Below are 21629 nucleotides of genomic sequence, written 5' to 3'. Positions count from 1 at the left end.
CTGATCTTGCAGATGGGGCAGATGTCCCGGCAGCGGGACGGGGCGGGTTCCCGGCCGCGAGTACTGGACCGGCCGGGAACCCGCTGTGTCACCGCTCAGGCGTTGACCGCCTCCGGCCGCTGGTCGGCGCCGCTGGCGCCGCTGCCGCTGCCGTCGGTGTCGCCCATCGCGACGCCCTTGCGCTTGCTGAACACCACCGACGCCACGATGATCAGCGTGGCCACCACCGCGATGCCGATCCGCAGGCCGACGTTGCGCTCGTCGCCGACGCTCCACGCCACGACGGCCGGCGCGATCAGCAGCGAGACCAGGTTCATCACCTTGATCAGCGGGTTGATCGCCGGGCCGGCGGTGTCCTTGAACGGGTCGCCGACGGTGTCGCCGATGACCGTGGCGGCGTGCGAGTCGGAGCCCTTGCCGCCGTACGCGCCGTCCTCGACGAGCTTCTTGGCGTTGTCCCACGCGCCACCGGAGTTGGACAGGAACACCGCCATCAGGGTGCCGGCACCGATCGCCCCGGCCAGGTACGCCGCCAGCGCGCCCGGCCCGAGGCCGAAGCCGACCGCGATCGGGGCGAGGATGGCCAGCAGGCCGGGGGTCATCAGCTCGCGCTGCGCGTCCCGGGTGCAGATGTCGACGACCTTGCCGTACTCGGGGCGCTGGGTGCCGTCCATGATCCCGGGCAGCTCACGGAACTGCCGGCGGACCTCCATCACCACGGCCCCGGCCGAGCGGGACACCGCGTTGATGGCCAGGCCGGAGAAGAGGAAGACCACCGCCGCACCGATGATCAGGCCGACCAGGTTGCGCGGGTTCGCCACGTTCAGCGAGTTGAGGATCTCCGCGCCGACGTCGCCCACGCCCGCGTCGGCGTACGCCGTGCGCAGCGTGTCGGTGTACGAGCCGAACAGCGCGGTCGCGGCGAGGACCGCCGTGGCGATCGCGATGCCCTTGGTGATCGCCTTGGTGGTGTTGCCGACGGCGTCCAGCTCGGTGAGGATCCGGGCGCCGTTCTCGTCGATGTCGCCGGACATCTCGGCGATGCCCTGGGCGTTGTCGGAGATCGGCCCGAAGGTGTCCATGGCGACGATCACGCCGACGGTGGTGAGCAGGCCGGTGCCGGCCAGCGCCACGGCGAACAGCGACAGCGTGATGGAGCCGCCGCCGAGCAGGAACGCGCCGAAGACGCCCGCGCCGATCAGCAGCGCCGAGTAGACCGCCGACTCGAGGCCGATGCTGATGCCGGCGAGGATGACGGTGGCCGCGCCGGTCTGCGAGCTCTTGCCGATGTCCTGCACCGGGCGCCGGTTGGTCTCGGTGAAGTACCCGGTCAGCGCCTGGATCGCGGCGGCCAGCACGATGCCGATGACGACGGCGGCGATGGTCACCCCGCGCGGGCCGAGCGGCGGGTCCCCGCCGTCGACGCCGAGGCTGGTCCGCCACTCCGGCCCGAGCAGGTCGGCCCAGGTCGGCTTGAGGTAGGCGTAGGAGGCGATCGCGACCAGCACCGCCGAGACCAGGGCGGAGATGTAGAAGGCCCGGTTGATCGCGGTGAGGCCGTTGCGGTCGGAGGCGCGCAGCCGGGTGATGAACACGCCGACGATCGCCACCAGCACGCCGATCGTGGAGATGATCAGCGGGAGGACCAGGCCCTCGTCGCCGAACGCGGCCCGGCCGAGGATCAGCGCGGCGACCAGGGTGACCGCGTACGACTCGAACAGGTCGGCGGCCATGCCGGCGCAGTCGCCGACGTTGTCGCCCACGTTGTCGGCGATGGTGGCGGCGTTGCGCGGGTCGTCCTCGGGGATGCCCTGCTCCACCTTGCCGACCAGGTCGGCGCCGACGTCGGCCGCCTTGGTGAAGATGCCGCCGCCGACCCGCATGAACATGGCCAGCAGGGCGGCGCCGAAGCCGAAGCCCTCCAGCACGGTCGGGGCGTCACCCTTGAACAGCAGGACCACGAGCGCCGCGCCGAACAGGCCGAGACCGACGGTGAGGAAGCCGACCACGCCCCCGGTACGGAAGGCGATCTTCATGGCGCCCTCCCGGCCGCCGGTCACCTCCCGGGCCGCGGCGGCGACCCGCAGGTTCGCGCGGGTGGCCAGCCACATGCCGGCGCCGCCGATGAACGCGCTGAACCCGGCGCCCACCACGAAGAAGGCGGACCGGCCGATCTTCACCGCGGTCTCGCTGCCGTCGGTGTCGTGCACCGGCAGCAGGAAGAGCAGCACCACGGCGATCACCACGAAGATCGCGAGGGTCCTGAACTGCCGGAGCAGGTAGGCCGAGGCCCCTTCCTGTACCGCCCCGGAGATCTCCTGCATGTTGGTGGTGCCCTTACCGGCTGCCAGCACGGCCTTGGTCAAGGCGGCGGCGAAGACGAGTGCCACCAGCGCGATGACCGCGGCGATGACGACGTACGTCAGGTTGGCTCCGGTAAGGGACAGTGCGCCGCCGTCGGCGGCCAAGGTCCCGGACATCTGTGTCCTCCTGTACCGAACGCTCGCGCCGGCCGGTGGAGACGCACAGACCGACGCCTGGATGCGGACTCGCAAGCGCGCCAACCCACCCCAGCGGACCAGCGATGAACACCCATACCCGCTGGCTGCGGGAAGGATCACTTGCTGACAACCCGCGTACTGTAGCCCTCCGTAGTGCCGGAGGTCACATCAGAGGGCACCGTGTCCGGATGATCTTCGTCGCTGTGTTACATGAAAGAATCTGATATAAGGCCCGGGAACGACGGATGGGCCGCCCTCCCGGTCGGGAGGCGCGGCCTGAGCAGCGGGTCAGTCGGTTGAGCGGTGGGTCAGCCAGAGAAGTTGATCGACGGGTCAGCGGGAGGTCAGCGACCCACCGGCCAGACCATCCGGACCTCGGTGCCCACGCCCTCGTCGACCGGGCGCACCTGAAGGTCCTCCACGAAGCCGGCGAGCAGGGCGAAGCCCACGCCGGTGGTCAGGTCGTCCTCGTCGAGCGACTCGTTGGCGAGTTGGTCGGCGTCGAGCGCGGCCAGGCCGATGCTCGCCTCGATCGGCGCCCGGTCCACCACCCGCACCGAGTACGACCCGGCGTCGGACATCTCCACCAGCACCGGGTCGGACACGTGGTACTGCCGGTGCAGGGCCACCGCCCGGGTGCACGCCTCGCCGATGGCCAGGCGCACCTCGTCGAGCAGGTCCTCGCGCACGCCGGCCCGCCGGGCCACCGCGACGCCGACCAGCCGGGCGGTGCGGACGTGCACCGGGGCCGGCGAGAAGGAGAGCCGGACCGTGGCCATCAGGCGCCGGCGCCGGTCGGACCGGCCCCGATGGCCGCGTCGACCGTCGGGTAAAGCGGGAACACCTGGTCCAGCGCGGTGATCCGGAAGATCTTGAGCAGCGGCTCCTTGTCGCAGACCAGCGCGAAGCTGCCGCCGACCGAACGCAGCCGCTTGAGCGCGCCCACCAGCACGCCCAGGCCGGTGGAGTCGAGGAAGTCGACCCGGCCCAGGTCGACCACGACGTGGCGGGCCCCACCGTCGATCAGCTCCAAGAGCCGTTCCCGCAGTCGGGGTGCGGTGTAGACGTCCACCTCACCACCGACCTCGAGCACCGTGTGCTCCCCCACGGCACGGGTCGCCAGCGACAGCTCCATCGGTCCTCCTCGCAAGAGTCGTAAACTCTCCTGGGCATCTAACCATCCCCGCCTGCGGCACTCCTGAGGTCACCGGCGGCGGCTCCCCCTTACCCACACCCACGCCAGTCAACTCCGAACACTTGTGCGAGAGTGCAGGACGTGAGCCCCGCAGCAACCGTATCCGCAGGCCGCGGGCCCGACCGCCCGCCGGTGGGCGCACCGGTCGAGCTGCTGCGCCAGCTGCGCGCGCGTACCGGCGCCGACCCGGTCACCCACGTCGAGCGGGTGCCGGCCAGGGCCGGGGAGCAGGCGCCATGGCCCGACTGGACGCCCGAGCCGCTGCGGGCGGCGTTCGCCCGGCGCGGCGTGGTCGCGCCCTGGCGGCACCAGGCCCGGGCCGCCGACCTGGCGTACGCGGGCAGGAGCGTCGTCGTCGCCACCGGGACGGCGTCCGGCAAGTCCCTGGCGTACCAGCTCCCGGCCCTGGCCACCCTGCTCGCCGATCCCCGGGCCACCGTGCTCTACCTGGCGCCCACCAAGGCGCTCGCCGCCGACCAGCTACGCGCCGTCGCCGGCCTGGAACTCGACGGGATACGCCCCGCCTGCTACGACGGGGACACCCCGCGCGCCGAGCGGGACTGGATCCGCCAGCACGCCCGGTTCGTGCTGACCAACCCCGACATGCTGCACCACGGAATCCTCCCCGGGCACGCCCGCTGGTCCGGCTTCCTGCGCCGGCTGGCGTACGTGATCGTCGACGAGTGCCACACCTACCGGGGGGTGTTCGGCTCGCACGTCGCGCACGTGTTGCGCCGGCTGCGCCGGCAGTGCGCACGCTTCGGCCGTACCCCCGTGTTCATCCTGGCCTCGGCCACGTCGGGCGACCCGGCGGCGACGGCCGGGCGGCTCACCGGCCTGCCGGTGTCCGCCGTCACCGAGGACGCCTCACCGCGCGGCGGGGTGACCTTCGCCCTCTGGGAGCCGCCGCTGCTGCCCGCCGACGCCACCGACACCGACACCACCGTCGCCGACCTCGCGCCGGTGCGCCGGTCGGCGCTGCGGGAGACCGCCGACCTGCTCGCCGACACGGTCGCCGCAGGGGTACGCACCCTCGCCTTCGTCCGGTCCCGCAAGGGCGCCGAGGTCGTGGCCGCCAACGCCCGCCGCGCCCTGGACGAGGCCGTCCCCGGGCTGGGCGAGCGGGTGGCCGCCTACCGGGGCGGCTACCTGCGCGAGGAGCGGCGCGAGCTGGAACGGGCGCTGCTGCACGGCGACCTGCTCGGGCTCGCCTCGACCAACGCGTTGGAGCTGGGCGTCGACCTGGTCGGGCTGGACGCCGTGCTGATCTGCGGGTGGCCGGGCACCCGGGCGTCGCTGTGGCAGCAGGCCGGCCGGGCCGGGCGCTCCGGCGGCGAGGCCCTCGCGGTGCTGGTGGCCCGGGACGACCCGCTGGACACCTACCTGGTGCACCACCCGGAGGCCCTGTTCGGGCGGCCGGTCGAGGCGACCGTGCTCGACCCGGCCAACCCGTACGTGCTCGCCCCGCAGCTCGCCTGCGCGGCGGCCGAGGCCCCGCTCACCCCGGCCGACCTGGAGCTGTTCGGGGAAGGCGCGAAGGAGGCCGTCGACTCGCTCGTCGAGGCAGGCGCGCTGCGGCAGCGGCCGACCGGTTGGTACTGGCGGCACCGGGAGCGGCCCGAGGTCGACCTGCGCGGCGAGGGCGGGGCGCCGGTGTGCGTGGTGGAGGCGGCCACCGGGCGGCTGCTCGGCACCGTGGACGGCGGCTCGTCGCACTTCCTGCTCCACCCCGGCGCGGTCTACCTGCACCAGGGCGTCTCGTACGTGGTCGACGCACTCGACCTGGCCGACGGCTGCGCGCTGGTGCACCCCGAGGAGCCGGACTGGTCCACCCACGCCCGGGACGTCACCTCGCTGACCGTGGCCGCGGTGCGCTCGTACGTCGACGCCGGGCCGGTCGGGCTGTTCCTCGGCGAGGTCGACGTGACCAGCCAGGTGGTGTCGTACCAGCGGCGGCGGATCGCCTCCGGCGAGGTGATCGACACCCGGCCGCTGGACCTGCCGGCCCGGGAGCTGCGCACCGTCGCGGTCTGGTTCACCCTGTCCCCGGAGTCGATGACCTCGGCGGGGATCGCGCCGGCGGACGTCTCCGGGGCGCTGCACGCCGCCGAGCACGCCGGGATCGGGCTGCTGCCGCTGATGGCCACCTGCGACCGGTGGGACATCGGCGGGCTCTCCACGGCGCTGCACCCGGACACCGAGGCCCCCACCGTCTTCGTGTACGACGGCCACCCGGGCGGGGCGGGGTTCGCCGAACGGGCGTACCGGACGGCGGCGCAGTGGCTCCGGGCCACCCGCGACGCGATCGCCGAGTGCGGCTGCGAGGCGGGGTGCCCGTCCTGCGTCCAGTCCCCGAAGTGCGGCAACGGCAACAACCCGCTGTCGAAGCCGGACGCCGTCCGGGTCCTCGACGTGGTGCTGGCCAACCTGCCGACCGACCACCCACCCCGGCAACCCGGCCCCGCCGACGCGCCGGACTCGACGGCGGGTGCGGCCGGACAGGAACAGGACGGGCAGGAACAGGACGGGCAGGAATAGATCGCGGCCCGACGGGGCAGTTGAGGCATAAAAGCGCCCCCATACATCAATTCCCGCCACAGCAAGAGCCGCCGTTTCCCGCCGGAGGAGAAGTCCCGGCGGGCGCTGAATGCCGGCATTGAAGGCTGTGCGACACTCGGCGACCCGTCAAAGGAGATTTCATGCAGCTCGACACCTTGCAGCACCAGCAGCAGTTCCACATCCGGCAACGGATCCGGTTGATGGTCAACCAGTACCAGGTCCACGCCGTCAACCCCGACGGGTCGGAAGGCGAGATGCTCGCGTTCGCGCAGCAGAAGCGGCTCGCCTTCAAGGAGCAGGTGACCCTCTACACCGACGACACCAAGCAGCACCCACTGCTCGGCTTCAAGGCCCGGCAGCGGCTCGACCTCGGCGCCACGTACGACGTGACCGACCAGGCCGGTAACCCGATCGGGCTGTTCCGCAAGGACTTCGCCCAGTCGCTGCTCCGCTCGACGTGGCACGTCGAGCAGGCCGGGCTCCCCCAGATCACTGGCCAGGAGCGGAGCATGCCGGTGGCGCTGCTGCGCCGGTTCGTGGACTCGCTGTCCTGGCTGCCGTACCACTTCGACTTCGTCGCCGGCGGCCAGCCGATCTTCTCGGTCATCAAGAAGTGGGGCCTGCGCGACCGGTACGTCGTCGAGGTGCAGAACCCGCAGATCGACCGCCGCCTCGTGATCGCCATGGCGATCGGCCTGGACGCCCTCCAGGGCCGCTGACCCGACGGCCCTCGGTCCCGGCTCCGCAGGCCGGGACCGGGCCGGGGAGAGGTCAGACGACCACTCCCATCTCCTCGGCCAGGCGCAGGGCGTCGAGGCTCGCCGCCGGTGAACGGCGGAGGACGGCCGCCACCAGCCGTGCCCTCCGGCCGGTTACGGACTCCGCCGTCGCCACCCGGTCGGCGCTCACCATCGCCTCGCCCGCGCCGGCCAGGTCACCCGCCTGCAGGAACCCGTTCGCCGCGTCGAGCAGATAGGCCGCCCGGCGCCCCGGCGGCAGCCTCCGAAACCCCTTCAGGCGGTACGGCCAAGCGGAGCGTGGGGAAGCGGCAAGACGGTGCCTTCGATAAGCCGCCGATGTGCGGCAGGATCGGTGAGGCCCTCGCCGAGATCGACCATCGTCGCCACCCGAGCTAATTGGACGGCCGTCGGGCCGAAGGACGTCCGGTGGTGGTCCTGTCCATCGCCGACGATCTCCGCCACCTCTCCGGCCTGGTGGATAGATTCGCCGACGCTGTCGTCGTGCCCGAGAGCGGCAGCCCTCCCGCGCGGCCACGATGAGCAGCGTCCCGTGGACGGACAGCTGGTCGGCGGGGCCGGCGAGCGGATTCGGACGTCGACCCCCGGTTCACCGGGACCAGCGTGGCGACGCGATCCGGTGGGCCACCGCGATGCTGATCTCCACCGCGTGCCGGGCCTGCCCCTGGGCCAGCAGCGCGTACCCGAGCTGAACGGCGGCGGCGCCCGTCAGAAGCTGGTCGTCGACGTCCCGGCTGGCGACCAGCGCCCGGTCCGCGGCCAGCCACGCCAGGTCGTTGATCCCGACCTTCGCAGCACGACCGACGCGACCTGGTAGGCCTCGGCCAGGTGATGCGCGCCTTCCGGCGCACCAGGGTTGGCCGTCCGAACCTGCTGGGCGTCGAGCAGCAGCTTCGGCAGCGCCCGGACCAGCTCGACGTACCGCGTGTGTTGCAGGCTCAGCCAGGAATAGGGCCCCGGCGAAATTCGCGAAGCGTCCGGGACCGCGCTAATCAAGGCCGCGTGCGCGGATGCCTCCGGCGCGACGTCACCCCGCGACCGTCACCCTGCCCCGCCGCCGATCCCGCCCTCATGGAAGTCCCGCCCCGCCGCACTGGCCACCGCCCCGACCCCGCCGATCCCGCCGATCCCGCCAAAGTTCGCCCACATTCCGGGAGCACCGTTCCGCCCCTTAGGATGACCGGAGATCTTGGAAGGAAACGGCCCCTTCAGGGGCCGTTTCCTTCCAAGATCTCCCGTGCGGTCAGTCGTAGCCCCCAGCGAATCGCCGAGAATGGCGCTCCCGGCCGTGGCGCGTGGCCATGAGGGCCAGGGCCTCGGTTTCGCGGACCTCAGCTGTGTCACATCTTCCGCAAATGCCCCGGCAGTCGCCGCTACGCCGCCCACGCCCGTCCCGCGCACTGGGCAGCCCGGCGGCGGTATCGGCACCGTGACGCCCAGCGCTGCGCACGAGTCGCAGCGAACCAAGTTTGAGAGTTGCAGGCACGTCAAGCAGCTCCCATCGCCCAAAACCCTCCACCGAGGGTTCACAGTTACGATGGAATCCCATGGACAAAGAATTGGGCATGCCACAGGCGCGGGACCCTCGCAGAGCCCAGGCCGGAAGAACCGCCCGGAAGCCCGATTTCTTGCTGACAGCATCCGAGTTGCGGGAAGTAACTACATTCGCCGTGGCCGCCGCTGCGGAAGTGCTACCTCTCTACGAGTCGGCCAGCCCAAATGACGCCAGGCCGCGCCGGGCGATCGAGGCAGCCCAGGACATTGTTCAGGGTGCGCCGCGCTCGAAGTTGCAACGAATGACGGCTTTTGCTGCACACCGGGCCGCAAAGGACGCCCTCTCAAGAGCAGCTCATCACGCCGCCATGGCGGCAGGTGACGCCGCCGCGTCCGTGTACCTCCATCCCTTGGCGGACGCCGCTCAGGTGAATCACATTCTGCGCGCAGCAGCGCACGCCGCGTGTGCCACAGAACTCATCCGTACGGATGTTCCGCACGCTGCGGAGACCTTCCTCGAAGCAGCGCGGCGACGAGCCACTCCCACACTCGTCTCGGTCCTGAGCCGATACCCCGCCACCCCGGAGAGCTCCAGCCGGGTCGCCCAGCTGATGCGCCGACTCGACATAGCGCTCCGCGACAATTCGGAAATCACCGAACGCCAGATAGGGGAAGGCAGATGATTCTCCCGCCGGTTCGCGACCCCCGCCTCGTGACCATTCGGCGCGGCGCCGCTCACCGATGCCGACCATCAGGCCCTTGCCCTTTGGGCAGCCGCCTGCGCTGAGCACGTCCTGCCCCTGTTCGAGAGAACTCAGCCCGCTGACCAGCGTCCTCGGCAGGCGATCGAGGCGACGCGGGCCTGGGTGCGCGGCGAGGCCGCAATGATGGCAACCCGGGCGCTCGGTGGTCACGCCATGGGCGCTCGTCCGCTCAGCGGGGCGGCACGCTTCGCTGCATACTCCGCCGGTCAGGCCGCTTGTGTGGCCCATGTTCCCGAGCACGACCTGGGCGCTGCTGCATACGCGATCAAAGCGGTTCGAGCCGCAGCGGAGCCCGGGGAGGCGCGACAGGTGGGGAAAGTCGAACGCGACTGGCAGCGCAGCCACCTTCCGGACCACGTTCGCGACCTGGTCATCGAGGACCAGAAGCGCAGAAACAGCATCTGTTGGTTCGTCTTCGACGACTGAACGCAGTTTCGCCCCTCCGCCACAGCCCGCCTGAACTGACTGACGCACGTCGACCGCGCGACCGGCGGAATTTACGCCGGCGCACAGTTCGAGTCAGACCCCGCCACGGTCGACCAGGCTGAACGTGATGTCGGTCGAGGCGTCGCCGAGAAATTCCACGTAGATCTTCTTCTTACTCGGGCTCCACTGCACCACGCCGTACTCGTCGCTGAAAATGGAGTACGAGATGCGCCCCTTGTCGTCCTTGCCCGCACGGGAGATCACGAACAGGGTGGCTTTGGTCGGCTGACAGTCGGCTCCCACCAGCGACGCATACCCCTCCGTTCCGCCTATCACCAGTTCCCCTTAGGCCACTCGGACGCCGCCCGCAGCCTATCGCCCGCCCACCCGACCCCGTCGATGTCACCCGCCGCCACGTCCCGCTGTGGCCCCCGCCGCCGTGGCTGCCCACCGACGACGCTCACGCCCGCACCGGCCCGGCACGGGAGGTCACCGTGGCGACCCGGGTGAGGCCAGGTACCGGGGTAACCGTCACCTCCGCCGTCACCACCGCGTCCAGCCCGTCCAGACGACAACCGGTCAGCCGCGCCCCGTTGGCCCGTACGACCTCGTCGGCGGACGAGCAGGCCACCTGTTCACCGGCCAGGGCCCGGCTCGCCCCGGCGAGCGCGCCGAAGTCCGCCGCCACCCGGACCTGTTGCCGGGCCACCCGGGCCGCACCGACCGCCGCCCCGAACAGCCCCACCACGACGAACACCAGCCCGACCGCGAGCAGGCACACCGTCGCCCCGCCCCGCTCGCGCCCAGCCCAGGGCGTGCCGGCACCTCGCCGCTGAACGTCGGAACTTCCAGGACGCCCCGCCCGATGCCTGCGACCGCAGTGGTGCGCGCGGGCACTCCCGGCCCGACGGCTGCGACCACAGTGGTCCGCGTGGGCCGTCACGGTTGTGGTCCCGGGGCGCCCGGCTCGACGGCTGCGACCGCGCTGGCGGTCACGGTGATCCGGGGCAGGCGCGCACCGAGGGCGCGGACCGGTGCCCGGACCATGGCGGTGACCCGTTCGCCGTCCACCGTGACCGAGACGTCGGCCCCAGCCGGAGCCGCCGCAGCGCCCGCCGGCCCTCCGGGCTGGCCCCGGGAGGCGGCCAGCGCCGCCTCCCGGGCCGCTCCCAGACAGGCCGCCTTCGTTGCGACCGCATTGACGGCGGTTAGCCCGGCCAGCAGGAGCAACAGCAACGCCGGCAGGCCTGCGGCCAGTTCGGCCGTGAACGATCCGCGCTCCCGTGGCGACCGGACCGTACGCCGCCGCGCCGACGCGATCGGCCGAACCGCCTCCGGCTGACGCACGGGCGTCCCCCGGTCGCCCCCGGCCTGCCGGCGGGTGGTCACTTCAGCGCCCGGTCGATGACGGCGGTCAGCGCGGACTGGACGTTGCCCGAGGTCAGCACCTTGAGCAGGATGCCGGCGAACGCGACGGCGGCGAGGGTGCCGACGGCGTACTCGGCGGTGTTCATCCCGGCGTCCCCGCGCAGGCGGGTGAGGATCTTGCGCATGCTTGTCCCTTCTCGACGGTTACCGCCGGCCGGTCGGCCGGCGGCGCTCACAGCACGTCGCCGAGGACGGCGACGATCACCGGCACCAGGCCGGCGAGAATGAAGGCCGGCAGGAAGCAGAGCCCCAGAGGCAGCACGATGAGGACCCCGGCCCGACGGGCCGACGCCTCGGCGGCAGTGGACCGGTCGGCGCGCAGGTCGTCGGCGAGGCGGGTCAGCGCGCCGGCCAACGCCGCGCCGCTGCTCGACGAGCGCAGCGCCGCATTTGCCAGCCGCTCGGCACCCGGCACCGGGACGAGGTGCGCCCAGGCCTCCTCGGGGCCGCCACCGAGCAGCAGGGTCCGGCCGACCCGGCCCAGGCGGTCGGCCAACGGGCCGCCGAGCGCCTCCGCGACTGCCAGCACGGAACGGTCTACCGGCGCACCGGCCCGCAGCGCGGCCGCGAGCAGGTCCGCCGCGAGAGGCAGGTCGGCGGCCTCCCGGAGCCGCCGCTCCCGGACGGCGGGGGGCTCGATCCGGCGCAGACCCCGGTCCGCCACGACGGCGACGACGGCGCCACCCAGGAACCCGGACCAGCCACCGACGACCACGACGGTCGCAAACCCGGCAAGGCCCGCCCCGAGCCGGATCCGGTCAGGCCACCACGCCGGTTTCGATCGCCCCGTCGACCCGGCCCGCCCCTGCAGGCCGCGCAGGCGACGGGTGGTGCCCGCAGGCGAGCCGACGGAGAGGGCGAGCGCCGCCGCCGCGACGAGGCAACCGGCCGCCACCGCCTGCCTGGTCATCAGCGGCTCCCGTCCGGCACCGCGCCGAGGCGTTCCGTCCAGAGCAGCCCGGCCGACTGGAGGACGACGGCCACGATCGCGCATCCGCCTCCGACGGGTGTGTGCAGCAGGACCTGGACCGGGTCGACGCCGACCCCGTACCCGAGCCCGATACCGCCGAGCGGCAGGGCTGCGAGCAGCAACGCGGTGGCCCGGGCCCCGGCCGCCTGCGCCGCCGCGCCGGCCAGCCCCCGGTCGGTGGCCCGCGCGTCGGCCTCGACGCGCTCCAGCAGGTCGGCCAGCGGAGCACCGGTCCGGTCCGCGAGCCGGATCGCCGCCTGGGCCAACCGCGCCAACCGGTCCGGATCGGGCGCGGCGACGGCCGGCCTGCCGGCGGCCGTGGCCGAACCGGGGATCAACCCCGGATCGTTCACCGCCCCGGATGCGCCCGGCGGGTCATCGGGGGCCGGCAGGGCTCCGGCAGTCAGCGCGACCTCGACCGGTGGCACGATGGTGGCGGTCAGGGCGACCTCAGCCGAGGGCAGCCGGGCGGTCAGGGTGGCGGCGGCGGTCAGCACCGGCACGCCGGCGCGCAGGTCTGCGGCGAGGGCGCTGAGCTGGTCCAGGCTGTGCCGTCGGGCACGCTCAGCGGCACGCGCGAGACCTCTGCGCAGCACCGCCCGCGCGGCCAACGCCCCGTACGCACCGACCACCACGGCGGCCACGGGCCCGGCCAGCAAACCACCCGCCCCGGCGCCCGCCGCTCCCGCCAGCAGCAGACTTCGCCGGGGCGAGGCGGGAAGCCACCCGGGCATCCCCAGCCGGCGGCTGCTCGCCGTGCCGGCGGGAAACCGCCCCGGCGACGACCCGGTACGCCAGTTCCCGGCAGCCGGGAGGAGTGAGGCCAGCAGCGAGCTTCGCTGCCCCGGCAGGGTCGGCTCGGGCCGGTCCAGGGTGGCAGTGGGCCGGCGCGGGTCACGACGACCGGGCGGCCCAGACCGCCCGCCGAAGCCGAACGGGTCGGGCGGCCTGGACGGACCGGACCTCGGGGACGGGCCCGACGGGCCGGACACCGGAGAAGCTCCGGGGAAGGAGCGTGGGCCGGAGGCGTCGCACGGACGGGATGGCGGGCGGGATAGCGGGCGCGGGCGGGACTCATCGGATGGGCCGGGGAACGGACGCGGGCCGGACGGCCTACCCGGGGCAGGGCGCGGGCCGCCAGGCTCCCCTGGCACTACCCCGTTCCGGGGGTTCCGCCCGGGGTCCCGTCCGTCGAGGGGGTCGTGCTGCCAACTGGACGCCCTGCCGACGACGCTCGGCACGGCCTGCCCGGCGGGGACACGTACAGAATCGACCCGATCGGCCGGGTCAACGGGCGACGACGGCCGGCCCGGAGGCGAACCGAGCAATCGCCGTCGCCGGGACCGGCTGCTGCGCAGCGGCCACCCCACAGCCGCGGCGGCAGCGACGAGAAGGGCCGCCACCAGCCAACCCGCCGTGGTCACTCGGATCCTCCGTGCCGGGACCCGCCACCCGTCGCCTCGAACCGGTCGCCCCGTTCGGGGCGGGCATTCCGATCGGGGTGGCTCGGCCGCACCTCGCTGAGGACGGGCGGGACGGGCACGTCCCGCTCTCGCAGCAACATGCCGAGGGCCGCGGCGGCGGGACCCGGTCCGTGGCCGCGCACCCAGGCGGGGACGACGGTGACCAGGCGGTCCGGTCCCTCGGGGAGCAACAGGCAGACCGACTCCAGCACCCGGCCCCGGGCGCCCCGGCGGACCTGGAGCAGCACCTGGAGCGCGGCGACGACCTGGGCGTGCAGGGCGGCCCGGGGCAGCCCGCCCAGCATCCCGAGCGCCTCCAGCCGGGCCGGCACGTCGGACGGGGCGTTCGCGTGCAGCGTCCCCGCCCCGCCGTCGTGGCCGGTGTTCAGGGCGGCGAGCAGGTCGACGACCTCCCTGCCCCGGCACTCCCCCACGACCAGCCGGTCCGGCCGCATCCGCAGGGCCTGCCGAACCAGGTCGCTGAGCCCGACCGCGCCGGAGCCCTCCACGTTGGAGGTGCGGGCCTGCAACCCGACCACGTGCGGGTGTACGGGCCGTAGCTCGGCGGCGTCCTCGACCAGGACGATCCGCTCGGTACCCGGGACCAGCCCCAGCAGCGTGTTGAGCAGCGTCGTCTTGCCGGAACCGGTGCCACCGACGACCAGGTACGCGAGCCGGGCCGCCACCACGGCGGCCAGCACCGGCGCGACCGGCCGGGGCACGGTGCCCTGCCGGACCAGGTCGTCGAGGGTGAACGGGCGCTGCCGGAAGGTGCGCAGGGACAGGTAGGGCCCGTCTGTCGCGACCGGGGGCAGCACGGCGTGCAGCCGGGTCCCGTCGGGCAGCCGGGCGTCCGCGTACGGGGAACCGTCGTCGAGGCGGCGGCCGGCCCCGGCGGCGAGGCGCTGGGCCAGCCGGCGGACGTCGTCGATCGTGCCGAGCGGAATAGCGACCTGGCGCAGGCCCTGCCCTCGGTCCACCCACACCCGATTTCCGTTGACCAGCACGTCGGTCACCTCCGGGTCAGAGAGCAGGGGCGCCAGCGGACCCGCGCCGACGAGGTCGTCGTGCACCCGGCCGGCGATCCGGAGCACGGCTGTGTCGCCGAGGACCGCCGCAGCGGGCTCGGCGCGTACGGCGGAGACGACGGCGGCCGGGGTGACCGGGGTGTCCGCGGCGGCGAAGCGCTGGCGTACCCGGCTCGAAAGCTCCTCGCCGCCGGGAGGCGCGGTCATGCCGCACCCGACGCGGGCAGGCCGGTCAGCTCGCCGACGATCCGCTGGCAGAGTGCGGCGAGCGGGCCACGCCCGTCGGCGGCGGGCGCCTCGCCCCGTTCCAGCCCCCGGCACAGGCCCGGCTCCGGTCGCAGCGTCCCGGCCAGCGGCAGCCCCAGTGCGCGGGCCACCTCGACGGCTTTCAGCCGCCCCGGGGCCGGGCCGCGTACGACGACGGAGAGCTGGGCGCAGTGCGGAGCGGCGGCGGCGACCACCCGGGCCGCCGCCGCAGTGGCCCGCAGCTCGGCCGGCACGACCAGAAAGGCCTGGTCGGCGGCCTGCAACGCGAGCACGGCCGGGTCGTCGAGGTGTCGGGGCACGTCGGCCACGACGAAGTCCCGCCCCCGGCGGGCCGCCTCCAGGGTGGCCGCCATCGCCGGGGCGGGCAGCGGCAGCAGGTCACCCCGGTCCCAGGAGAGCACCACCAGGTCACCCCGGCTGGGCAGAGCCCGGACCAGCGCCGGTGGATCGACCCGGCCGTCGGCGTCGGTGAGCGCCGGCCAGCGCAGCCCCTCCAACTGCTCCCAGCCGAGCACCAGGTCCAGCCCGCCGCCGAGCGGGTCGACGTCGACGAGGAGGGTGCGCAGCCTGGCCCGGGCGGCGGTGACGGCCAGCCCGCCCGCGAGGACGCTCGCCCCGGCGCCACCCCGCCCGCCGAGCACCGCGACCACCCGGGCCACGCCGTCGCCGGCGCGGTCCGGCGCGCACTCGGCGAACCGGTCCACCAGCCATGGCTCGGCGGCCGGAAGGACGGCGACGTGCTCGGCCCCGATCAGCTCGGCGATTTCCCAGCCGGGGTCGAGCTGCCCGGACCGGCCCACCAGGACCATCCGTGGCCGGCGCGGCAGCCGCGCCCGCAGGCACGCCTGGGCCTGGTCATCGCCGACCAGCACCAGGGGCGCCGGTGTCCACCGGGACCTGGCTGCGGCCGGGTCAGCGGCCACCTCGACCTCGGTGCCGCCTGCGGCGGCGAGCCGGAGCAGGTCATCGAGGAGGTCGTCGTCCGAGGTCACCAGCAGGGGCAGTCGCCGGTGCGTTGGGAGCGAGGTACGGGGTGGCATCGCGGCCTCCAGCAGTCGGGCTCGGGGGTGCTGCCGGAGAGCGTGCTCGGATCCGTCACCTCCCGTCGCCGCCTGTGGACAACCTGGTGCCCTGTGGAAAACGCCCGAAAGGCGAGTCGATCTGCTACGGCACCGCGCTCCTGAGCAGGTGCGGCCGCAGCCGTCGATTCCAGCCAGGGGTGCCTACGCGTGGCCGCCGATGGCGACCGTCCCGATGGTCAACAGCGGCTCGCCCTCCAGGATCTCCCCGACACGCTGCGCCTGGTCGTCGAGTTCCTGGCGTTCGGCAACGGTGAGCGCGGCCAACGGTTCGACCGTGATGTTCAGCTTGCGTCCGGAGCGGCGGAGGTGCCAGATGCCGGCGACCACGCCGTCGATGAGCAGTACCGGGAAGTTGCCGGCCTGACCGCCGGAGAGCGCGCGTTGCGCGGCAGGCCCGGGGAAGAGCCGCTCGCGCGGATGGCAGCCGACGGGGTAGGCGTCGAAATATGGCAGCAGCCGCACCCCCTGCGGTGGCACGGGTGCCGGCTCGGTGTCGCCGGCGGAAACCCAGGCGACAGAGCCGGCGACCTCGACACGTTGCAGCTCGCTGGCGAGCGAGTCGAACAACTGGGTCGCCCAGCGGCGAGGTGCGGAGAGCCACTGCGCGAACTGCTGCGGCGTTGCCGGCCCGTACGCGTGCAGGTAGCGCCGGACCAGGTCGGCGAGGGCCGCGGGTGCCGGAGCGGGCTGGAATCCCGGCAGCCACCGCTGCGGGCTGGTGTACGTCACCTTCCGTCCACGGTTCGGGCCGAAGCACAGGACACCGCGGTGTGCGGCGAGGGGTATCGCCTGCCGCCAGCGCGGCGCCATGCTCCCGAACGCCGGTACGACCAGGTCGACGGCCCAGGGACCTGTGCGGGTGGCCACCTCGGCGGTGAGTTCGTCGATGGTCAGTTCCGCGTCGGCCAGTGCTCCCGCGATGGCCGCGACGACCTCTTCGGTCTGGTCCGGGGCCAGCCGTGCGTCGGCGGACATGCTGTTCGCAGGGGCCGGCAGCGCGCCGAGCGCGCCGGTCCACAGCGGCAGGTCACGGGTCGGCAGCAGGTGCACGGTGCCGCGAGGGCCGTGTGTCTTGACCAGGCTGCGTTCGCCCCACAGCGCCTGCCGGACGTCGCTGCGGGTGACACCGGCGACGCGCAGCCCCACGGACAACTCAGCGGCGGAGAGCACCTGGGCGTGCGCGCCGCACATGGCGGCGATGGCGTCGGCTGGTCGGCCGCGTACCGGAGTGGACAGCCCGTGCCGGTCGAGCCGCCGGCTCCACACGTCGGGCCAGGACAGCCGGGGCATCGCCGTGGACTGGTTGGTCATCGAGCACGGCTCCTGGTGTCGTCATTCGGTCTTGGTGGTGCCGGCAACTGGTCGTCGTGTTTTCGCCTGGTTCCAGGCCCCGAAGGCGTCGTCCTGCCGGCCCGGATCGAGCGGTGCGGGCCGGCGGGACGTCTGCCATGTCCGGTCGCCGTCAGCGGAGCGGGCGGAAGAACTTCCGCACGTCGTCCACCAGGAGGTCAGGGGCCTCCAGGGCGGCGAAGTGGCCGCCGCGGCTGAATTCGCTCCAGTGCACCACGTTGTGGTCGCGTTCGGCGAGGGGACGGAGGGTGATGTCGTTCGGGAACACCGCCACCCCGGTCGGGACCTGTGACCTCGGGCTGGCCTGGCCCCAGGTGCGGGCGTCCTCGTAGTAGATCCGGGCGGCGGATCCGGCGGTGCCGGTCAGCCAGTACACCGAGACGTCGGTGAGGATCAGGTCGCGGTCGACGGCGTCCTCGGGCAGGCCGGTGCTCGGGTCGGTCCACTCCTTGAACTTCTCGATGATCCACGCGAGCTGACCGACCGGTGAATCGGTGAGGGCGTAGGAGATCGTCTGCGGCCGGGTCGACTGGACGATGGCGTACCCGGACATGTCCCGGCCCCAGGTCGTCATGAACTCGAGGCGGGCCTGGTCGGCCTCGGTGAGGCCGGCCAGCTCGGCCGGATCGCCGGAGGGGAAGGTGCCCAGGTTGTTGACGTGCACCCCGATCACATGGTCGGAGTCGATGCGGCCGAGCTCGGGGGTGATGATCGCTCCGGTGTCGCCGCCCTGGGCGCCGTAGCGGTCGTAGCCGAGGCGCTTCATCAGCTCGGACCATGCCTGGGCTACCCGGCTGGTGCCCCAGCCGGGTGCGGCGAGCGGGGTGGAGAAGCCGAAGCCGGGCAGGGACGGGGCCACGACGTGGAAGGCGTCGGCGGTATCGCCACCGTACCGGGCGGGATCGGTCAACGGGCCGATGATGTTCATGAACTCCACGACCGAGCCGGGCCAGCCGTGGGTGAGGATGAGCGGCACCGCTCCCGGCTCAGGCGAACGAACGTGCAGGAAGTGCACGGTCTGTCCGTCAATCTCGGTCGTGAACTGGGGAAACTCGTTCAGCCGCGCCTCATGGGCGCGCCAGTCGTACTCGGTGCCCCAGTAGTCGGCCAGATCCTTCAGATAACCCAGCGGCACCCCTGCCTCCCAGCCGGTGGCGGGCGACTCGTCCGGCCAACGGGTGGCGGCGAGCCGCTGGCGCAGGTCGTCGAGGCGGTCCTGGGGAACTTCGATCCGGAACGGGGTGATCTGTTCGCTCATGAACATCACACTACGGGCGAGCTAGGACAGCTCCAGCCCTAGCTTCCTGGCAGACTCGGGGCATGTTGGAAACCTCCGCCCGGTTGCTGCGGCTCCTCGGGCTGCTACAGACACCCCGCGAGTGGTCCGGCGCCGAGCTGGCGCAGCGCCTTGAGATCGACGTACGGACCGTGCGCCGCGACATCCAGAAGCTGCGTGACCTCGACTACCCCGTGCACGCCACCCCTGGTGCTGCCGGTTACCGGCTTGGCGCGGGAACGAAGCTCCCGCCGCTGCTCCTCGACGACGACGAGGCCGTCGCTGTCGCCATCGGGCTGCGCACCGCCGCCAGCGGCACGGTCACCGGCATCGAAGACACCTCGCTACGCGCCTTGGCCAAGCTCGAACAGGTCCTGCCGTCGCGCCTACGGCACCGGGTCAACCTGCTGCACTCGGTCACCGTCACGGTCCCCGCCACCGGTCCCACCGTCGACCCGGACGTGCTGGTCGCCATCGCCACAGCCTGCCGCGATCACCAGAGGCTCCGCTTCGACTACCGTCGCCACGACGGCACCTCGTCAGTACGCGACGCCGAACCCCACCGGCTCGTCCACAGCGGACGGCGCTGGTACCTCATCGGTTGGGACACCGACCGGGACGACTGGCGCACCTACCGCGTCGACCGGGTCCAGCCGCGCATCCCGACCGGACCCCGATTCACGCCACGGCAGGCACCCGACCCCGACCTCGCCACGTACCTGACCCGCGGCGTGTCCACCGCCTCCTACCGCTACCAGGCCAAAATCACTTTGTACGCCTCGGCTGAGGCCGCCGCCGAACGGATCGCGCCCACCGTCGGCGTCATCGAAGCCATCGATTCGCACACCTGCATGCTGCACACCGGGTCGAACTCCCTGGACGAGATCGCCGTCTACGTCGCGCTGTTCGGCTTCCGCTTCCGCGTCCACGAGCCACCCGAGCTGATCACACACGTCCGAGGCCTCGCCGCCCGGCTGACCGACGCTGTCGAGGATTCCTGAGCAGCGGGTTGGCGGCCGGCTCCGCCCGTTTGCTGCCCGCGCCGGGTCGGCGTTCGGGCCGGTGGGATCACCGGCACTGATAAACGGGATTTGTGAAAGCTGCGGACCGGGGCGCCGTGACGGGACTTGCCCGGACGCTATGAGCCGTGGAAACCTGCCATGAACGGTTGCGGCGGTGGACGGCGGACGGGACATGGGATCGGATCCTGGCCTACGCGCATGAGCCCTGTCCTTGTTTGTGGCACACACGCGGCTTTGGCAGGAATGCACCCTCGCTTTTCGTCGGAATGGGGTAACGGTGACAACCACCGACTACGACAACTTTGCGGACGCCTACTCGGCGGAGAACGAGTCCGGCCTCTTCAACGCCTACTATGAGCGACCCGCGATGCTTCGCCTCGCCGGCAACGTCTCGGGCCGCCGAATCCTCGACGCGGGGTGCGGTTCCGGCCCGTTGTCAGCTGAGCTGCGCGCCAAGGGGGCCGTGGTCACCGGCTTTGACGTGAGTGCGGCCATGGTCGACCTGGCCCGCCAGAGGCTGGGTGAAGACGCCGACTTGCACGTGGCGGACCTGAGCGCGCCGCTGCCGTTCGCAGACGCCGAGTTCGATGACGTCGTCGCGTCCCTGGTCCTGCACTACCTGGAGGACTGGTCCGGCCCCCTCGCCGAGCTGCGTCGCGTGCTGAAGCCAGGCGGTCGCCTGATACTCTCGGTCAACCATCCCGTTGCACATGTGATCGAGAATCGCAAATACTTTGCGCTTACGAAGTACTCCGAGGAATACACTATGGACGGCCAGACTGTGTGGCTGACCTTCTGGCACCGGCCGCTGCACGCCATGGCAGATGCTTTTACTGCTGCTGGGTTCCGCATCGCGACGATCAGCGAGCCGCCCCCTTCTCCGGACACTCCTGCGGAGCTGCTTCCACCCGACCTGGACTCCGGGTCCTTCATGTGTTTCCTCTTCTTCGTCCTCGAGTCCGCCTAGAGGTAAACTCCCGGCAGACCAGGGGATACGTTCCCACGGCCGTCCGGACCTATGCCTGCGGAGGCCAACTGGCCTGGCTCTCATGATCGACAGGACAGGCCGAACCCGAGCAATTCCGGAGAACCTGGCAAATCCCGCAGGAATTTAGAAGGAGTGCTGTAGGCGATGGGCGCGCGAAAAGATCGAATACTGGCGTGAGCAGATTCGCGGAAGTTGTCGTGCTGGCGGCCGACGCCCACGACGTCATGGCCCCGCTGACCCAGGAAAACAACGGGGCACGTCCGTGGAACACCATTTTCGTGCCAATTGAGAGCCAGTGGCCAAGTACGTTCGGCCGAGGCTGGGCAGCCGAGTTCACCCACCGGCACCACTGGACCCAACTGCTGGAGTACCTGCAGTCGCTCCCTTGGCCACGCCCTGAGACATTGCAGGTGCTGATCCACGACGAGGAAGACGACTGCTTTGGCCTGTGGATGATGCACGACGGCGCGCTTGTCGAGGTGCCGCTCCCGCGCACCGAGCGGTCCGTCGCGCACGATCCGTGGACCGGGGAGGATTCGGCAGAGATCAGCTACCTGCATCGGACAGACCTCGGCCGGAGCGTCCCCGCAAGGCATACAGTGGACCGCCCCAGCCCGTAGCCCCGGCAAACAACTCCCCAGGGACCCCGACCTTGCAAAGATCAAGACTGCTACCGGTCGGCGTCCACTACTGCCGCTGATCTGCTCGGCATGTTAACTGTCGCCGCTCATTACCCCTGGCTGACGGCCGACTTGGCTACGGATGGCTGTACAGCTACCTCCTGATCCGTAGCCTCGGCGGTACTGTCGCAATCGGTTCGTGCCCGCGTTCCGCCCTGACCCAAAGCCTGCTGGCGTCCTCGCCGCGCGTCACAGCCCAGGCCGTTGCCGTGCAACTCCGGCGACGCACCTCGGCCGGGGTGCGTCGCGGGCGAAACCAAGAACCTCGTGAAGCCAGTGATCGAAGTACCGGTCCAACGCAGCGTCGTCCGCGAGGTTCAGAGCCCTTGGCAAGTCGGTCGGTTCGCCTTCGCCCGAAAATTGGTTTGTATGACCATG

Annotated in this window: 20 protein-coding genes and 3 pseudogenes; 9 read left to right on the top strand and 14 right to left on the bottom strand. The window is 72.2% G+C overall.

Annotation, left to right across the window (positions count from 1 at the left end):
- Positions 1-95: 95 nt before the first annotated feature.
- From OG617_RS16165 to OG617_RS16155, 3 genes are all read right to left on the bottom strand, one after another.
- Positions 96-2480, bottom strand: coding sequence for a sodium-translocating pyrophosphatase (locus OG617_RS16165; RefSeq protein WP_405102644.1), 2385 nt, complete (start codon positions 2478-2480; stop codon positions 96-98).
- A gap of 365 nt (positions 2481-2845) precedes the next feature.
- Positions 2846-3280, bottom strand: coding sequence for an ATP-binding protein (locus tag OG617_RS16160; protein ID WP_405102642.1), 435 nt, complete (start codon positions 3278-3280; stop codon positions 2846-2848).
- Positions 3280-3636 carry an STAS domain-containing protein gene (locus tag OG617_RS16155; RefSeq protein WP_396680580.1) on the bottom strand — a complete coding sequence of 119 codons (357 nt, stop codon included), beginning with the start codon at positions 3634-3636 and terminating at the stop codon, positions 3280-3282. Before OG617_RS16155 ends, OG617_RS16160 begins: the two co-directional genes overlap by 1 nt.
- Positions 3637-3768: 132 nt before the next feature.
- Between OG617_RS16155 and OG617_RS16150 the strand changes: the two genes are divergently transcribed.
- Together OG617_RS16150 and OG617_RS16145 are read left to right on the top strand one after the other, a co-directional pair.
- The gene (locus OG617_RS16150; RefSeq protein WP_405102640.1) at positions 3769-6234 is read left to right on the top strand and encodes a DEAD/DEAH box helicase; all 2466 of its coding nucleotides are present in this window, start codon (positions 3769-3771) and stop codon (positions 6232-6234) included.
- Positions 6235-6395: 161 nt separating this feature from the next.
- Complete coding sequence (locus OG617_RS16145) at positions 6396-6974, top strand: hypothetical protein (protein WP_396680584.1); 579 nt, start codon at positions 6396-6398, stop codon at positions 6972-6974.
- A gap of 52 nt (positions 6975-7026) precedes the next feature.
- Here the strand turns inward: OG617_RS16145 and OG617_RS16140 are convergent, their stop codons facing one another.
- Positions 7027-7164 (bottom strand): hypothetical protein, encoded by a 138-nt coding sequence (locus OG617_RS16140; protein WP_405102638.1) that lies wholly within the window; start codon positions 7162-7164, stop codon positions 7027-7029.
- A 498-nt stretch (positions 7165-7662) separates the two neighbouring features.
- Here OG617_RS16140 and OG617_RS16135 point away from each other — a divergent pair, with 498 nt between their 5' ends.
- The 3 genes and pseudogenes from OG617_RS16135 to OG617_RS16125 form a co-directional block, all read left to right on the top strand.
- The gene (locus OG617_RS16135; protein WP_405102636.1) at positions 7663-7830 is read left to right on the top strand and encodes a hypothetical protein; all 168 of its coding nucleotides are present in this window, start codon (positions 7663-7665) and stop codon (positions 7828-7830) included.
- A 730-nt stretch (positions 7831-8560) separates the two neighbouring features.
- A complete protein-coding gene (locus OG617_RS16130) occupies positions 8561-9190 on the top strand; it encodes a putative immunity protein (RefSeq protein ID WP_405102634.1) in 630 nt (209 codons plus the stop codon).
- A 111-nt stretch (positions 9191-9301) separates the two neighbouring features.
- A pseudogene (locus tag OG617_RS16125) lies at positions 9302-9565 on the top strand (putative immunity protein); the annotation flags it as partial.
- A 225-nt stretch (positions 9566-9790) separates the two neighbouring features.
- Here OG617_RS16125 and OG617_RS16120 read toward each other — a convergent pair.
- The 10 genes and pseudogenes from OG617_RS16120 to OG617_RS16075 all read right to left on the bottom strand — a co-directional run bounded on the left by OG617_RS16120 (position 9791) and on the right by OG617_RS16075 (position 18531).
- On the bottom strand, positions 9791-10000 hold the full coding sequence (locus tag OG617_RS16120; RefSeq protein ID WP_405102632.1) for a hypothetical protein: 210 nt from the start codon (positions 9998-10000) through the stop codon (positions 9791-9793).
- Between the two features lie 157 nt (positions 10001-10157).
- A complete protein-coding gene (locus tag OG617_RS16115) occupies positions 10158-10640 on the bottom strand; it encodes an Rv3654c family TadE-like protein (protein WP_405102630.1) in 483 nt (160 codons plus the stop codon).
- The gene (locus OG617_RS16110; RefSeq protein WP_405103745.1) at positions 10637-11017 is read right to left on the bottom strand and encodes a TadE family type IV pilus minor pilin; all 381 of its coding nucleotides are present in this window, start codon (positions 11015-11017) and stop codon (positions 10637-10639) included. The genes OG617_RS16115 and OG617_RS16110 overlap by 4 nt, the downstream gene beginning before the upstream one ends.
- 65 nt (positions 11018-11082) lie before the next feature.
- Positions 11083-11250 carry a DUF4244 domain-containing protein gene (locus OG617_RS16105; RefSeq protein ID WP_007074167.1) on the bottom strand — a complete coding sequence of 56 codons (168 nt, stop codon included), beginning with the start codon at positions 11248-11250 and terminating at the stop codon, positions 11083-11085.
- A gap of 47 nt (positions 11251-11297) precedes the next feature.
- Complete coding sequence (locus OG617_RS16100) at positions 11298-12035, bottom strand: type II secretion system F family protein (protein WP_405102627.1); 738 nt, start codon at positions 12033-12035, stop codon at positions 11298-11300.
- A pseudogene (locus OG617_RS16095) lies at positions 12035-12823 on the bottom strand (hypothetical protein); the annotation flags it as partial. The gene OG617_RS16100 and the pseudogene OG617_RS16095, both read right to left, overlap by 1 nt.
- Positions 12824-13515: 692 nt before the next feature.
- On the bottom strand, positions 13516-14793 hold the full coding sequence (locus OG617_RS16090; RefSeq protein WP_405102625.1) for a TadA family conjugal transfer-associated ATPase: 1278 nt from the start codon (positions 14791-14793) through the stop codon (positions 13516-13518).
- Complete coding sequence (gene ssd / locus OG617_RS16085; protein WP_405102623.1) at positions 14790-15893, bottom strand: septum site-determining protein Ssd; 1104 nt, start codon at positions 15891-15893, stop codon at positions 14790-14792. Before ssd ends, OG617_RS16090 begins: the two co-directional genes overlap by 4 nt.
- 183 nt (positions 15894-16076) lie before the next feature.
- Positions 16077-17246, bottom strand: a complete 1170-nt coding sequence (locus OG617_RS16080; RefSeq protein ID WP_405102621.1) for a winged helix DNA-binding domain-containing protein — start codon at positions 17244-17246, stop codon at positions 16077-16079.
- A 151-nt stretch (positions 17247-17397) separates the two neighbouring features.
- Complete coding sequence (locus OG617_RS16075; protein WP_405103743.1) at positions 17398-18531, bottom strand: epoxide hydrolase family protein; 1134 nt, start codon at positions 18529-18531, stop codon at positions 17398-17400.
- 74 nt (positions 18532-18605) lie between these two features.
- Between OG617_RS16075 and OG617_RS16070 the strand changes: the two genes are divergently transcribed.
- The 4 genes and pseudogenes from OG617_RS16070 to OG617_RS16055 all read left to right on the top strand — a co-directional run bounded on the left by OG617_RS16070 (position 18606) and on the right by OG617_RS16055 (position 21191).
- Entirely contained in the window at positions 18606-19562 is a 957-nt protein-coding gene (locus OG617_RS16070; RefSeq protein WP_405102619.1) for a helix-turn-helix transcriptional regulator, read from the top strand.
- Positions 19559-19780, top strand: a pseudogene (locus OG617_RS16065) (transposase); the annotation flags it as partial. The gene OG617_RS16070 and the pseudogene OG617_RS16065, both read left to right, overlap by 4 nt.
- 80 nt (positions 19781-19860) lie before the next feature.
- A complete protein-coding gene (locus OG617_RS16060) occupies positions 19861-20550 on the top strand; it encodes a class I SAM-dependent methyltransferase (RefSeq protein WP_405102617.1) in 690 nt (229 codons plus the stop codon).
- 194 nt (positions 20551-20744) lie between these two features.
- Positions 20745-21191, top strand: coding sequence for a hypothetical protein (locus OG617_RS16055; protein ID WP_405102615.1), 447 nt, complete (start codon positions 20745-20747; stop codon positions 21189-21191).
- The last annotated feature ends 438 nt before the right edge of the window (positions 21192-21629 follow it).

The organism is Micromonospora sp. NBC_01412 (genome assembly GCF_045040215.1).
Taxonomy (GTDB): Bacteria; Actinomycetota; Actinomycetes; order Mycobacteriales; family Micromonosporaceae; genus Micromonospora; species Micromonospora rubida.
This window is presented reverse-complemented; position numbering and strand designations above follow the sequence as displayed.